This is a genomic window from Kribbella sp. NPDC026611 (assembly GCF_040638345.1).
Taxonomy (GTDB): Bacteria; Actinomycetota; Actinomycetes; order Propionibacteriales; family Kribbellaceae; genus Kribbella.
In genome coordinates this window covers 401,055-414,481 of record NZ_JBEZYC010000001.1, presented here as the reverse complement: position 1 = coordinate 414,481, position 13,427 = coordinate 401,055, and the positions used below count along the sequence as shown (strand labels likewise).

Below are 13,427 nucleotides of genomic sequence, written 5' to 3'. Positions count from 1 at the left end.
GAGGTGAGGCCGTGGCCGGCGCTCTGGGCGCTGGTCGTCGGCTTCTTCATGATCCTGGTCGACTCGACCATCGTGTCGGTCGCCACCCCGGCGATCCTGTCCGACCTGAAGACCGACGTCGGCAACGTCATCTGGGTGACCAGCGCCTATCTGCTGGCGTACGCCGTACCGCTGCTCGTCACCGGCCGCCTCGGCGACCGGATCGGTCCGAAGAAGGTGTACCTGACCGGGCTGGCGCTGTTCACGCTCGCGTCGGTCTGGTGCGGGTTCACCACCTCGATCACGCTGCTGATCATCGCCCGGGTGTTCCAGGGGCTCGGCGCGTCGATGATGACGCCGCAGACGATGGCCGTGATCACCCGGATCTTCCCGCCGGACCAGCGCGGCCGGGCGATGAGCCTGTGGGGCGCGACCGCCGGCGTCGCCACCCTGGTCGGCCCGATCCTCGGCGGCGTCCTGGTCGACGCCCTGAGCTGGCAGTGGATCTTCTTCATCAACGCACCGATCGGCGTGATCGGCTTCGTACTCGCGCTCCGGCTGGTCCCGGACCTGCCGACGCACGAGCACAAGTTCGACATCGTCGGCGTCGTGCTCAGCTCGATCGGCCTGTTCCTGCTCGTGTTCGGCATCCAGGAAGGACAGAAGTACGACTGGAGCACGATCAGCGGGCCGATCTCGGTCTGGTCGCTGATCATCGCCGGCCTGGTCGTACTGGCGGTCTTCGTGGTCTGGCAGTCCCGCAACCGCGGCGAACCGCTGCTGCCGCTCCGCCTGTTCAAGGACCGCAACTTCTCGCTGGCGAACATCGCGATCACCACGGTCGGTTTCGCGATCACCGCGATGACGTTCCCGCTGATGCTGTACGCACAGACCGTCCGCGAGCTCAGCCCGACGAAGTCCGCGCTGCTGCTGGTCCCGATGGCGGTCATCAGCGGTGCGCTGGCGCCGTTCGTCGGCCGGCTCACCGACAAGATGCATCCGCGGTACCTCGCCGGGTTCGGCCTGCTGTGCTGCTCGGCCTCGTTCTTCTGGCTGAGCCAGGTGATCGAGCCGACCGTGGCGATCTGGAAGCTACTGCTGCCGATCGCTCTGCTGGGCGTGGCGAACGGCTTCATGTGGGCACCGATCGGCAGCACCGCGACCCGGAACCTGCCGATGCACCAGGCCGGCGCCGGCGCGGGTGTCTACAACACCACCCGCCAGATCGGCGCCGTGCTCGGCAGCGCGAGCATCGCCGTCCTGATGGAGTCCCGGCTGGCGCACAACCTGCCGGCCGCCGCGGGCGCCGCAGCAGGCGGGGAAGGTGCCTTCGGCACCAAACTGCCACCGATGCTGAAGCAGGGCTTCAGCGACGCGATGGCGCAGTCGGTGATCCTGCCGGCCGCCGTGCTGCTGATCGGTGTCGTCGCGGCACTGCTGTTCGCGAGGCCCTCACACATGCAGTCCCGACCGCAGGATGTCGCGCAGCCGGTCGAGGCCGGCTGATCAGACGCTGATCAGACGCTGATCAGACGCTGATCAGACGCCGATCAGACGATCTGGAAGGCCTGCGGGCCGGAAAGGCGGCCGGCGTAGTTGGCCTTGACAACGTACGTTCCGGGCTTGGCGACCGGTTGACCGGGAAGACAGCCAGGCCCGGAACGGTGCCCGTTCCAGGGCACGGTCACCGCAGCTTGCTTGCCCTTGGCAACCACTATGGTGGCGGTCTGGATCGCCTTCGTGCAATGCGTGGTGGTCCAGATCAGGTCGGTGCCCGAGGTGATCGACACGGTCAGCCGGTCGGCGTCGACCGTGGCCTTGCAGCCGTCGCCGGTGGGCGACAGCTGGACGACGAAGTTCAGCACCGAGCCGGAGACGATCTTGCGGTTCCCCGGCAGGGCCACCACCTGGAGGTCCGAGCCGTCGCACTTCCTGTCGGCCGGCGGCGCGCTCTTGGTCGGCGTCTCCGTGCTCTTCTTCGTGGTGACAGTAGCTGTCGGCGTCGTGGTCGGCGTACCGGTCGCGATCGGCGCGCTGGACGACGGGTTCGGGCCGGAGTTGGACGCGGCGGTGTTCTTCGCGTCCGCGCCACTGCCGAAGAGCCGGGAGAGCAGGAAAACCAGCAGCAGCACGACCGCGAGCACCAGTCCCCGGCGGAACCAGTACACGCTGGCGGGCAGGTGCCCGACCGGACGGAGCAGGCTGCTCATGGAGCGCACTCTAATATCGGCTCTGTGCTGGACCAGTCAGGCTCGCCGCTCACCGCCCTCCACGACTCCGTGCTCGGCTGGTACGACGCCAATCAGCGGGTACTGCCGTGGCGCGAGCCGGACGCCGGGGCCTGGGCGGTGATGGTCAGCGAGTTCATGCTGCAGCAGACACCGGTCAACCGGGTGCTCCCGGCGTACCACCGCTGGCTGGAGCGCTGGCCGAAGCCGGTGGACCTGGCCGTAGAGGCGCCAGGAGAGGCTGTGCGGGCCTGGGACCGGCTTGGGTACCCACGGCGTGCGCTACGGCTCCACGCGGCCGCTCAGGCGATTGTGGAGCGTCACGGCGGCGAAGTACCGGACGACCACGCCGCACTGCTCGCCCTGCCGGGCGTAGGGACGTACACGGCGGCCGCGATCGCGTCCTTCGCGTTCGGTCAACGCCATGCGGTCGTGGACACCAACGTGCGCCGCGTGCTGGCCCGGGCCCTCACTGGTGTCGCGCAGCCGACCATCTCCCCCACCGCCGCCGACCTGCGGCTGGCAGTCGCCGCGCTGCCCGCCGACGCGCCCACCGCAGCCCGCTGGGCCGTCGCCTCGATGGAGCTGGGCGCACTGATCTGCACCGCCCGTACGCCGCGCTGCGCCGACTGCCCGATCCGCACCCAGTGCGCATGGGTCGAGGCCGGCAGCCCGCCGTACGACGGTCCTCCGCGCCGCGGGCAGACCTACGAAGGCACCGACCGCCAGGTCCGCGGCCGACTTCTCGCCGTACTGCGTGCCGCGACAGCGCCGGTCAGCAAACCAGAGCTGGACGCGTGCTGGCCAGACCACCCGCAACGCGAGCGAGCCCTCGACGGCCTGGTCTCCGACGGCCTCGTCGAACCCCTGGCCGACAACCACTACCGCCTCCCCGCCTGACCGCACGAAGGCCGGCTCATGAGCGAGCCGGCCTTGTGGGTGGTGCTGCGGGTGATGCGGTGCTGCGTTCAGTTCTTCTTGCTGGCGGCGGGGGTTTCCTCGTCGTCGGCGAGCAGGTCGAGCGGCATCGCCGGGCTGCCGGACAGCGTCGCCAGCATCTGGCGGACGTTGGTCAGCTGCGCGTTGATGCTGTCCCGGCGCTGCGTGGCCGCGGCCAGCTCGCGCTCGGACTCGGCCCGGATCCGCTCCGCCTTGTCCTTGGCGGCGGCAACGATCTCCTGGGCCTGACGGTTCGCGTCGGCCAGCTGCTGCTGGGCCAGCCGCTCGGCCTCGGACCGCGCGCGGTCGGCCTCACGCTGCACCTGAGCAGCGCGGTCGGTGACGGCGGCCAGCTGCTGCTCGGCCAGTGCGGTCCGGGCGGCGAACTCCTGCTCGACCTTGCCCCGGCGCTCGGCCAGGGTGGTCTCGAAGGCGGCGGCGGCCTGAGCGGACTTGGCCCGCTCCTGCTCGTACAGCGCCTGGGCCTCGCTGCGGCGCGCGGTCGCGTCGCGCTCGGCCTCGTCGCGCATGTCGTCGGCCTGGGTGCGCGCTTCCTCGAGGATGCGAGCAGCCTCGGCGTCGACCTCGCTCTTCCAGTCCAGGGAGTACTGCTCGGCCTCCTTGCGGACCTTCTTCGCGTGCGCCTCGGCGTCGGCGACGATCGCCTCGGCGTCGGTGCGGGCACGGGTCACCAGATCGCGGGCCTCGTCGTCGGCCAGCGACAGGATCTTGGCCACCCGCTCACCGAACTCGGTGAACGTCGGGGCGCGGTCCTTGCTGTCCTCCTGGGCGGAGATGACGGCCGCCTCGGCCGCGTCAGTACGAGTCTGCAGCTCCTGCACGTGGCGCTGCAGCTGCTCGGACTGCTGCTGAAGCGCAGTCAGCGAGGTGGTCAGCTCACGGATGTGCTGGTCCACCTGGGCAGGCTCGTAGCCACGCAGAACGGTGCGGAACGGAGTTGGGCTTTCACTGCTCATGTCTTCTGATGCTCACTTCGATGGGTGGGTGGATCACACATTGTCACTGACAAGGATCTGACTGTCACGTCCTCATCCTGTTTCCCCCGTGGAACCCTCACTGGAGGACATTCCACCACCTGGGCGGAACCCTGGTACAGCGAGTGCCTCGATCACACCCGAAAGCTGGGTGAGCTCCTTGGTGATCTCATCACGGCGCTGGTTCAGCGCAGCGACCCTCGCCTCGGCGTCGGCGAGAAGTTTCCGGGCCTGCATCCGCAGGTCGTCGGCGTGCTCGCGGGCCTGCGCCTCGATCTGCTGCGCCTCGGCGCGGGACTTGCGGATCAGGTCGTGCGACTGGCGCTGCGCCTCGGCCAGATCGTTGGCGGCGCGCTCGCGCAGTACCTGGGTGGCGGACTCGGCCTCGGCCTCGCGGCGGTTCGCCCGCTCGATGATCTCGCGGGCCTCGGTGGCCGCGCTGCCCTTCAGCCGATCGACGCGGGCCTGCGCCTGGGCGGTGATCTTCTCGGCCTCGGCCTTGGCCGAGGACAGCGTCGACTCAGCCTGCTCGGTGGCCGAGGCCAGCGTCTTCTCGGCGAGCGCGGTCAGCTCCGCGTTCTCCTTGGCGATCGCGTCCTGGGTCAGCTTCAGCCGGCTGGTCGACCGGCTGACGACGCGGCGCAGGTGCGCCCGCTTCTGCCGGAGCAGCTGGTTTGCCTCGGCGGTGGCCTGGTCGCGGATCGACTGCGCCTCGGACTCGGCCGCGGCGATCAGTTCGTCGACGGTCTTCTTGCTCCAGAGCGTCTGCTTCTCGGCCTCGGCCAACGCCGTCTCGGCGGCCCGGTTGGCGTCCTCCACGATCCGCTGCGCCTCGCCGGTCGCGGTCCGGCGGTCGGCCTCGATCGAGTCCACGACCAGCTTGGCCTGGGCCCGGGCGTCGGCCATCAGCCGCTCGTTGGACAGCTCGGCCTCGGCCTTGCGTTCGGCGATCTCGGCGACCGCCTCGGCCCGCAGCTTGTCGATCTCCAGCGAGATCGCGGCCAGCTTCGCCCGCTCGGTCTCCTCGAGCTCCGCGGTACGGCGCTCGAGCTCCGCCCGGTTCTCGCCGCGCAGCCGCTCGATCTCGGCGTGCGCCTCGGCGATCTGGGCCCGAGACTTCTCCCGGGCGAGCTCGACCTCGCGCTCGACCGCGGCCCGCAGCTCGCTCGCCTCGGCCTCGGCCCGCGCGATCATGTCGGCCTCGTTGCGGGCGGCGGCCTGCGACACCAGCGCCGCCTGCTCGCCGGCGTCCGCGACCAGCTGCTGCGCCTCGCGGCCGGCGCGGTCGACGGTGGCCTGCGCGGCCTCGCGGACCATCCGGGCCTCTTCGAGCAGCTCGTCGGCCTCGTCCTTGAGCCGGGCCGCCTCGGCTTCCGCGGCGGCGATCCGGCGATCGGCGGCAGCCTGCGACTCGGCCCGCAGGCGGTCGGCGGTGGCCTGGCTCTCGGTGTGCAGCTTCTCGGCCGCGGCTTCGGAGTCGGCCCGACGCTGGGCCACCTCGTCGGCGACCGTGGCACGGAGCTGCTCGGCGGCAGACTCCGAGTCGGCCTTCAGCCGCTCCGCGATCGCGGTCGCCTCGGACCGGACCCGCTCGGCCTCCGCGGTCGACTCGGCCTTCAGCTTCGCAGCCGCGTTGGCGGCATCCCGCCGCACCCGCTCGGCCTCGCTGGTGGACTCGGCGCGCAGCCGCTCCGCGGTCTGCTCGGCCTCGGCGGTGACCCGCGCGGCCTCGCGCTCCGACTCGGTCCGGAGCTGCTCGGCGGCGCGCTCGGCGTCGTTCAGCAGCCGCTGGGCGGCGGACATCGCGTCGGTCCGGAGCTTCTGCGCGGCGGCCTCGGCCTCGGCCTTCAGCCGCTGGTTCTCCGCCTGGATCCGCTCGGCTTCCTCGCGGGCGACGTCGTTCTCGTGCTCGGCCTGCTCGCGCAGGGTGTCGGCGATCCGTTGCGCCCGCTCGAGCACCCCGCCCGCCTGCCGCACGCCAAAGGAACCGGCGTCGACGACCGGTTCCTTGGTCAGGGGCAGACGCGGAGCGTCCATGCGACGAGATGATTCCATCCCCGGCCCCCTTTCCGACAGTCCGGGTCCGATCAGCGTGATCACAGGGTTACAACGCGGTAGACAGGCGGTAAGTAACTGCCTCATCAGCTGCTCGCGCGATCCTCCCACCGATCGGACCGGGGTGCGACCCTGCTCCGTATCGAACTGATCACGCTCCGCAGGACAATACGACCCCTCAGTAGCATCCGCGAAAATCGGGCGTGTCCCGCAGTACGCCGAGACGCTCCGCAGTACAGCTTCCTGGACCGGAGCCGGACAGGCAGAGGGCCCCACGCCGAAGCGTGGGGCCCTCTGGTGACCAGCTCGGGATCAGCTCGGGATCATGTGTCCTGCAGGCCCGAGGTGCCGCCGGCCGTCAGGTCGGTCAGCTCCAGGTCGGACGTCGTGGACTTCGGGCTGCCGGTGAAGGTGAAGTACTCGGTCAGGCCGTCGGCGTTGACCGTACCTTCCGGAGCCGCGTCGACCAGGACGATCTGGCCGGAGCGTAGCTCCCCGAACAGGATCTTCTCGGCCAGGATGTCCTCGATGTCACGCTGCAGTGCGCGGCGCAACGGGCGAGCACCCAGGACCGGGTCGAAGCCACGCTGCGCGGCCAGTTCCTTGGCCGCGGCCGTGAGCTCGATGCCCATGTCCTTGTCCTTCAGCCGCTGCTCGATCTGGGCCACCATCAGGTCCACGATCTGGACGATGTCCGCCATCGTGTGCTGGTGGAAGACCACGATCTCGTCGACCCGGTTCAGGAACTCCGGCCGGAAGTGCTGCTTGAGCTCCTCGGTGACCTTGGCCTTCATCTTCTCGTACGACGAGGTGGTGTCGTTCGCCTGCGAGAAGCCCAGGGAGACCGCCTTGGCGATGTCCTTGGTGCCGAGGTTCGTGGTCATGATGATCACGGTGTTCTTGAAGTCGACCACGCGGCCCTGGGCGTCGGTCAGGCGACCCTCGTCCAGGATCTGCAGCAGCGAGTTGAAGATGTCCGGGTGGGCCTTCTCCACCTCGTCGAACAGCACCACGCTGAACGGCTTGCGGCGCACCTTCTCAGTCAGCTGGCCACCCTCTTCGTAGCCGACGTAACCCGGAGGCGAACCGAACAGCCGGGACGCGGTGTGCTTCTCCGAGTACTCCGACATGTCGAGGCTGATCAGCGCGTTCTCGTCGCCGAACAGGAACTCGGTCAGCGCCTTCGACAGCTCCGTCTTACCGACACCGGACGGGCCGGCGAAGATGAACGAGCCGCTCGGGCGGCGCGGGTCCTTCAGGCCGGCGCGGGTCCGCCGGATCGAGCGGGACAGCGCCTTGACCGCGTCGGTCTGGCCGATGTACCGCTTGGCCAGCTCCTTCTCCATGTCGAGCAGCCGCGAGGACTCCTCCTCGGTCAGCTTGAAGACGGGGATACCGGTCGCGGTGCTCAGCACCTCGGCGATCAGCTCCTCGTCCACCTCGGCGACGACGTCCATGTCGCCGGCCTTCCACTGCTTCTCGCGCTCCGACTTCGCGTTGATCAGCTTCTTCTCGTCGTCGCGCAGCCGCGCGGCGCGCTCGAAGTCCTGCGCGTCGATCGCCGACTCCTTCTCCCGGCGAACGGTCGCGATCTTCTCGTCGAACTCGCGCAGATCCGGCGGCGCCGTCATCCGGCGGATCCGCAGCCGGGCCCCGGCCTCGTCGATCAGGTCGATCGCCTTGTCCGGCAGGAACCGGTCCGAGATGTACCGGTCGGCCATCTGCGCAGCGTTCACCAGCGCGGCGTCGGTGATGGTCACCCGGTGGTGCGCCTCGTACCGGTCGCGGAGGCCCTTGAGGATCTCGATCGTGTGCGCGATCGAGGGCTCGGCCACCTGGATCGGCTGGAACCGGCGCTCCAGGGCGGCGTCCTTCTCGACGTACTTGCGGTACTCGTCGAGGGTGGTGGCGCCGATCGTCTGCAGCTCACCGCGGGCCAGCATCGGCTTCAGGATGCTCGCCGCGTCGATCGCGCCCTCGGCCGCGCCGGCCCCGACGAGGGTGTGGATCTCGTCGATGAACAGCACGATGTCGCCGCGGGTGCGGATCTCCTTGAGCACCTTCTTCAGGCGCTCCTCGAAGTCACCGCGGTAGCGCGAACCGGCTACCAGGGCGCCCAGGTCGAGGGAGTAGATCTGCTTGTCCTTCAGCGTCTCCGGGACGTCACCACGGACGATCTGCTGGGCCAGACCCTCCACGATGGCGGTCTTGCCGACGCCCGGCTCACCGATCAGGACAGGGTTGTTCTTGGTCCGGCGGGACAACACCTGCATGACCCGCTCGATCTCGGTCTCGCGACCGATCACCGGGTCGAGCTTCGCCTCGCGGGCGGACTGGGTGTAGTTCCGGCCGAACTGGTCGAGCACCAGAGAGCTGCTCGGGGCACCCTCGGTGGGCGCACCGGCTGTCGTCGTCTCCTTGCCCTGGTACCCGCTCAGCAGCTGGATGACCTGCTGCCGGACCTTGTTCAGGTCCGCACCGAGCTTGACCAGGACCTGCGCGGCGACACCCTCACCCTCGCGGATGAGACCGAGCAGGATGTGCTCGGTGCCGATGTAGTTGTGGCCCAGCTGCAGGGCCTCGCGCAGGGAGAGCTCCAGCACCTTCTTGGCGCGGGGGGTGAACGGGATGTGCCCGCTCGGTGCCTGCTGCCCCTGGCCGATGATCTCCTCGACCTGGGAACGAACGGCCTCGAGCGAGATACCCAGGCTCTCGAGAGCCTTGGCGGCGACACCCTCACCCTCGTGGATCAGGCCGAGCAGGATGTGCTCGGTCCCGATGTAGTTGTGGCTGAGCATCCTGGCCTCTTCCTGAGCCAGGACGACTACCCGACGGGCGCGGTCCGTAAATCGTTCAAACATCGCCAAAGCGCTCCTTGCCTCAGAGGAGTCGGACGTGCCGTGGTGGCCGACCCCCGTACATGCATGCTAGTCCCCGGTACCGACACGCTCGCTCTGGGCGAACACACCGTCACCGCTTCCTCCGGTCACCCGGGAGCATCACAAGGGAACAACCCCGCGGATCTCCAGGGTGTTCCCGCGTGCTCCCGATCGGACAGCGTGTTCGCCACCAGCGAATTCCCCGAACTACCTGCGCGGTCAGCCACTGGATCCAACACGCCCGGGCGCTCTTGTGTCCCACGGAGTGGAACAACCGGAATGCGGACGGTCCCGGCACCCCGAAAGGGGCCGGGACCGGCGGTCCGTGGAATTACTTGGCTTCGTTGTACGCCGCGCGCACCTCGGCCGAGATCCGGCCGCGCTCGCTGACCTCGTAGCCGTTCTCCTTGGCCCAGGCCCGGATGTCGGCGGAGTCCGACGCCGACCGGCCCCGGCCCCGCGCCCGGCCCGCGGCACCCCGGCGGCCGGAGACCCGGCGGCCGACGCCGACATAGGCGGCCAGTGCGTCGCGCAGTTTCGCGGCGTTCTTCTTGGACAGGTCGATCTCGTACGTCGTGCCGTCCAGCCCGAAGGTCACGGTCTCGTCGGCCTTACCGCCGTCGAGATCGTCCTCGAGAACCACCTGCACCCTTTGTGCCATCGATGACAACCTTTCCGCGCCCGCCATCGGGCACAATCCCCTGCTGAATTGTTAGCTCCTGATTTGTACCTCATAAACCCGGTCCATGTCATTCTCCTCCGACAATGAGCCGGAAAGATGTGACCAAAATCCTCGGGTTCGGCGACGGCCGGTCATCGCGGTGCGGCGTTGGTGACCTTGAGTATTCATCCGGCCGGTAACCGGCTGGACCAGAATAAACGACCCCGGCATTTGCCGGGGTCGTCTGTTGTGCTACGCAACTACCGCGGAGCCGGTTTCGGAGTCACTCCGGGCGGAGCAGCGGGAAGAGAATCGTCTCCCGGATACCGGTCCCGGTGAGCAGCATGAGCAGCCGGTCGAGACCCATCCCCATACCACCGGCCGGCGGCATCCCGAATTCCATCGCGCGCAGGAAGTCCTCGTCCAGCTCCATCGCTTCCGGATCGCCGGCGGCGGCCTGCAACGACTGCGCCACCAGGCGTTCACGCTGGATCACCGGGTCGTTCAGCTCCGAGTACGCGGTGCCGAGCTCGACCCCGTTGACGATCAGGTCCCAGGCCTCGACGAGTCCGGGGATTTCCCGGTGCGGCTTCGCGAGCGGTCGCGCCGACTCCGGATAGTCGCGGACAAAGGTGGGCTGGATCAGCGTGTGCTCGCAGAGCTTCTCGAACAAGTCGACGGCGATCTCACCGGCATTCCGGCCCGGCTGCAGCTCGACGTCGTGCTGCTCGGCCAGCTTGGTGAGAGTGGCCACGTCGGTGGTCACGTCAACGGTCTCGCCGACCGCTTCCGAGACCAGCCCGAAAAGCGTCGCGTGCCGGAACGGCTGCTCCAGGTCGAGGTCCGAACCGTCGCGCGCCGTGATCACCGTGCGACCGATCGCGCGGGCCGAGTTCCGCATCAGTTCGGCGATCAGTTCGGCCATCGTGTCGTAATCGCCGTACGCCTGGTAGGCCTCGATCATCGAGAATTCCGCCGAGTGGGTGGAGTCCAGGCCCTCGTTACGGAACGTGCGGCCGATCTCGTAGACCCGGTCGACGCCGCCGATCATCGCCCGCTTCAGGTCGAGCTCGAGCGCGATCCGCAGCTTCATCTCCTGGTCGAACGCGTTCAGGTGGGTGCTGAACGGCCGGGCCGCGGCGCCACCGTTGGTGAGCTGCAGCACCGGCGTCTCCACCTCGATGAAGCCGTGGTCGTCGTACGTCGTCCGCAGCGCCTTCAGCACGGCCGCCTTCGCGCGGACCATGTCGCGGGCCTCCGGCCGGACGATCAGGTCGACGTACCGCATCCGGACCCGCGCCTCTTCGCTGAGCGGGTTGTGCTCGTTCGGCAGCGGGCGCAGCGTCTTGGCCGCGATCTCCCAGCTGGTCGCCTGCACGGACAGCTCGCCGCGGCGGCTGGTGATGACCTCGCCCCGGACGGACAGCAGGTCGCCGATGTCGACGAGCTGCTTGAACCTGGCCAGCTCCTCCTCGCCGAGGTCGGCGAGCGACAGCATCACCTGCAGCTCGGTCCCGTCGCCCTCGCGGAGCCGGACGAAGCAGAGCTTGCCGGTATTGCGCAGGAAGATCACCCGGCCGGCCACCGCGACCTGCTCACCGGTCCGGGTGTCCGGCTCCAGCTGCTGCCCGTCGTACTTCGCCCGCAGGTCCTTCAGCAGGTGCGTCCGCCCCACCGAGATCGGGTACGGCGGCACTCCTTCCGCCAGCAGCCGCGCACGCTTCTCCAGGCGAACCCGCATCTGCTCGGGCAGGTCGTCCTGCCCGTTGTCGGGGTTCACCGGGTCCACGTGCGTATCAGTCATACCCAAAGGCTAGTGACAGAGGGCCTCCAGCTCCGAATCCTTTACCCGGACGACGAGCACGCAGGCCAGCGCCGCGGCCACCACGCACGCCACACCGCAGGTCACAAAGGTCCCCCGCGGACCGAGCAGCGCACCGGCCGCACCTCCCAGCAGCAGGGCGAGGATGCTGAACGACCGGACTGTTCCGTTCAGGGCCGCGATCACGCGGCCCCGGACGGCCTCGACAGACCTGGTCACGACCAGCGAGCTGGACCCGGCGTTCACCATCCCGCTCCCCCCGCCGACCATGGTCGCGCCGATCATCAGGGTCACGAAGCTTCCGGCGACGCCCATCAGGACACACGATCCGCCGATCGCGGCCATACCGGCGACGACTCCCCAGGCCTGGCCACGGTCACCGCGCAGCCGCCCGCAGAGCCAGGAACCGAGGATCGCGCCGGCACCTGTCGCCGCTCCGGCCGCGCCGTACAGCTCGGGCCCGAGGCCGAGCTCCTTGGTGATCAGGTAGACCTCGACCACGTTGACCGCCTCGCCGACCACCACGAACAGCCAGAGCGCCGGCACCAGGATCCGCAGCAGCTGGTCACCGAAGATGGCCCGCAGACCGGCCGACACACCGCCCCGCTCCTGCACTGCCCCGGGCTCCGGGCGGCGGCGGGTCCGCACCATCCGGGCGACGACGATCAGCACCAGGAACGTGGCCGCGTCGACGAGCAGCGCTCCACGAGCACCCGCCCACCCGACGAGCACACCGCCGACGGCAGAGCCCGACAGCATGGCGACGCCGATCAGGGCCTGACTCGTCCCGGTGGCCTTGCCCACGTGCTCCTCACCGACGATCCGAGGGATCAACGCCCCCCAGGCGGGACCGGCCACCGCTTGGCCGAGCTGCAACACGCAGACCAGCACGAGCGTGTGCACGAGGTCGTGGACGAACGCGAGCCCCACGCCTGCGGCCGCCTGCAGCAAACCCGACCAGACCAGGACCGTGCGGGAGTCGTACCCGTCCACGATCCGCCCGGCGAACGGAATCATCAGCACGGTCGGTACGGCGAAGGCGAGCAGCAGCGCGGTGACGGCGGCCGGGCCGTGGCCGTCGGCCACTCGCAGCATCAGCACGATCATCGCGATCGAGTCGCCGGCGAAGGACAGCGCCCGGGCCGGCAGGACCAGCCGGACGTCACGGTGCGACCAGATCGAAGTCTGAAGGATTTGCTTCATAGTTGTGAAGTAAATACTTCATATTCCCATCCGTCAAGGGTTTCGCTACGCTGATCTCGTGGCGGTCAAGAAACAGCTGGTGATCAAGGACCCGCGGGCGATCCGGGCCCTGGCGCACCCGGCGCGGCAGGTGGTCATCGACGAGCTCTACAACGGCAAGGTGCTGACCGCGACCGAGTGCGCCGAGCTGGCCGGCCTGACCCCGTCGGCGATGAGCTACCACCTGCGCGCCTTGGAGCGCTGGGGGATCCTGGAACGCGCCGACGCGTCCGCGGACGGCCGCGAGCGGCCCTGGCGAGCCCCCGCACGGTCGCTGAAGGTCGAATCGCACTCCGACGCCACCGGGCGGGTCGCCGGCCAGGCGATGATCCGTACGGCGATGGACCGGATCCTGCAGCAGTTCGTCGACCTGGACGGTGACGACCCGTGGGACGGCGCCAGCTCGCTGAGCACCTCCCGGTTGTGGCTCACGCAGGACGAGGCGCTGCGGTTCGGCAAGGAGCTGATCGAGCTGGTCGACCGGTACAAGAAGGGCCGGTCCGCGGCCTCGCACCCGGCCGGTGCCCGGCAGATCAGTTCGCTGATCGCCGTCGTCCCGAGCGGAGAACGGCCACAAGGCAGCTGAACCGTTAGGTCCCGGACGGCGTATCCAGGAGTACCTTCGAA

10 protein-coding genes are annotated in these 13,427 nt (G+C 69.1%); 3 read left to right on the top strand and 7 right to left on the bottom strand.

What is annotated here, in order from left to right; translation table 11 throughout:
• Nucleotides 1–3: 3 nt before the first annotated feature.
• Nucleotides 4–1,485 carry a DHA2 family efflux MFS transporter permease subunit gene (locus tag AB0E69_RS02060; protein ID WP_360138056.1) on the top strand — a complete coding sequence of 494 codons (1,482 nt, stop codon included), beginning with the start codon at nt 4–6 and terminating at the stop codon, nt 1,483–1,485.
• A 44-nt stretch (nt 1,486–1,529) separates the two neighbouring features.
• On the opposite strand, the gene AB0E69_RS02055 is transcribed toward AB0E69_RS02060, so the two are convergent.
• On the bottom strand, nt 1,530–2,189 hold the full coding sequence (locus AB0E69_RS02055) for a hypothetical protein (protein WP_360138053.1): 660 nt from the start codon (nt 2,187–2,189) through the stop codon (nt 1,530–1,532).
• Nucleotides 2,190–2,216: 27 nt separating this feature from the next.
• On the opposite strand from AB0E69_RS02055, the gene AB0E69_RS02050 reads away from it, so the two are divergent.
• The gene (locus AB0E69_RS02050) at nt 2,217–3,107 is read left to right on the top strand and encodes an A/G-specific adenine glycosylase (RefSeq protein WP_360140363.1); all 891 of its coding nucleotides are present in this window, start codon (nt 2,217–2,219) and stop codon (nt 3,105–3,107) included.
• Between the two features lie 68 nt (nt 3,108–3,175).
• Here AB0E69_RS02050 and AB0E69_RS02045 read toward each other — a convergent pair whose 3' ends face one another.
• From AB0E69_RS02045 to AB0E69_RS02020, 6 genes are all read right to left on the bottom strand, one after another.
• Entirely contained in the window at nt 3,176–4,123 is a 948-nt protein-coding gene (locus tag AB0E69_RS02045; RefSeq protein ID WP_360138050.1) for a hypothetical protein, read from the bottom strand.
• Nucleotides 4,124–4,195: 72 nt separating this feature from the next.
• Nucleotides 4,196–6,178: a kinetoplast-associated-like protein gene (locus AB0E69_RS02040; RefSeq protein ID WP_360138047.1), complete on the bottom strand. Its 1,983-nt coding sequence runs from the start codon at nt 6,176–6,178 to the stop codon at nt 4,196–4,198.
• Nucleotides 6,179–6,519: 341 nt separating this feature from the next.
• Nucleotides 6,520–9,057 (bottom strand): ATP-dependent Clp protease ATP-binding subunit, encoded by a 2,538-nt coding sequence (locus tag AB0E69_RS02035; protein WP_360138044.1) that lies wholly within the window; start codon nt 9,055–9,057, stop codon nt 6,520–6,522.
• Between the two features lie 349 nt (nt 9,058–9,406).
• On the bottom strand, nt 9,407–9,736 hold the full coding sequence (locus AB0E69_RS02030) for an Lsr2 family protein (protein WP_360138042.1): 330 nt from the start codon (nt 9,734–9,736) through the stop codon (nt 9,407–9,409).
• Between the two features lie 283 nt (nt 9,737–10,019).
• Nucleotides 10,020–11,540 (bottom strand): lysine--tRNA ligase, encoded by a 1,521-nt coding sequence (gene lysS, locus AB0E69_RS02025; protein ID WP_360138039.1) that lies wholly within the window; start codon nt 11,538–11,540, stop codon nt 10,020–10,022.
• Nucleotides 11,541–11,549: 9 nt separating this feature from the next.
• Complete coding sequence (locus AB0E69_RS02020) at nt 11,550–12,761, bottom strand: MFS transporter (RefSeq protein ID WP_360138036.1); 1,212 nt, start codon at nt 12,759–12,761, stop codon at nt 11,550–11,552.
• A 58-nt stretch (nt 12,762–12,819) separates the two neighbouring features.
• Here AB0E69_RS02020 and AB0E69_RS02015 point away from each other — a divergent pair, with 58 nt between their 5' ends.
• Complete coding sequence (locus tag AB0E69_RS02015; protein ID WP_360138033.1) at nt 12,820–13,386, top strand: helix-turn-helix domain-containing protein; 567 nt, start codon at nt 12,820–12,822, stop codon at nt 13,384–13,386.
• Nucleotides 13,387–13,427 lie beyond the last annotated feature (41 nt).

Bases quoted from the DNA above. Each gene is read 5' to 3' on its own strand.
- AB0E69_RS02035 (WP_360138044.1), bottom strand. From the start codon at position 9,057: ATGTTTGAACGATTTACGGACCGCGCCCGTCGGGTAGTCGTCCTGGCT.
- AB0E69_RS02030 (WP_360138042.1), bottom strand. From the start codon at position 9,736: ATGGCACAAAGGGTGCAGGTGGTTCTCGAGGACGATCTCGACGGCGGT.
- AB0E69_RS02055 (WP_360138053.1), bottom strand. From the start codon at position 2,189: ATGAGCAGCCTGCTCCGTCCGGTCGGGCACCTGCCCGCCAGCGTGTAC.
- AB0E69_RS02020 (WP_360138036.1), bottom strand. From the start codon at position 12,761: ATGAAGCAAATCCTTCAGACTTCGATCTGGTCGCACCGTGACGTCCGG.
- AB0E69_RS02040 (WP_360138047.1), bottom strand. From the start codon at position 6,178: ATGGACGCTCCGCGTCTGCCCCTGACCAAGGAACCGGTCGTCGACGCC.
- lysS (WP_360138039.1), bottom strand. From the start codon at position 11,540: ATGACTGATACGCACGTGGACCCGGTGAACCCCGACAACGGGCAGGAC.
- AB0E69_RS02045 (WP_360138050.1), bottom strand. From the start codon at position 4,123: ATGAGCAGTGAAAGCCCAACTCCGTTCCGCACCGTTCTGCGTGGCTAC.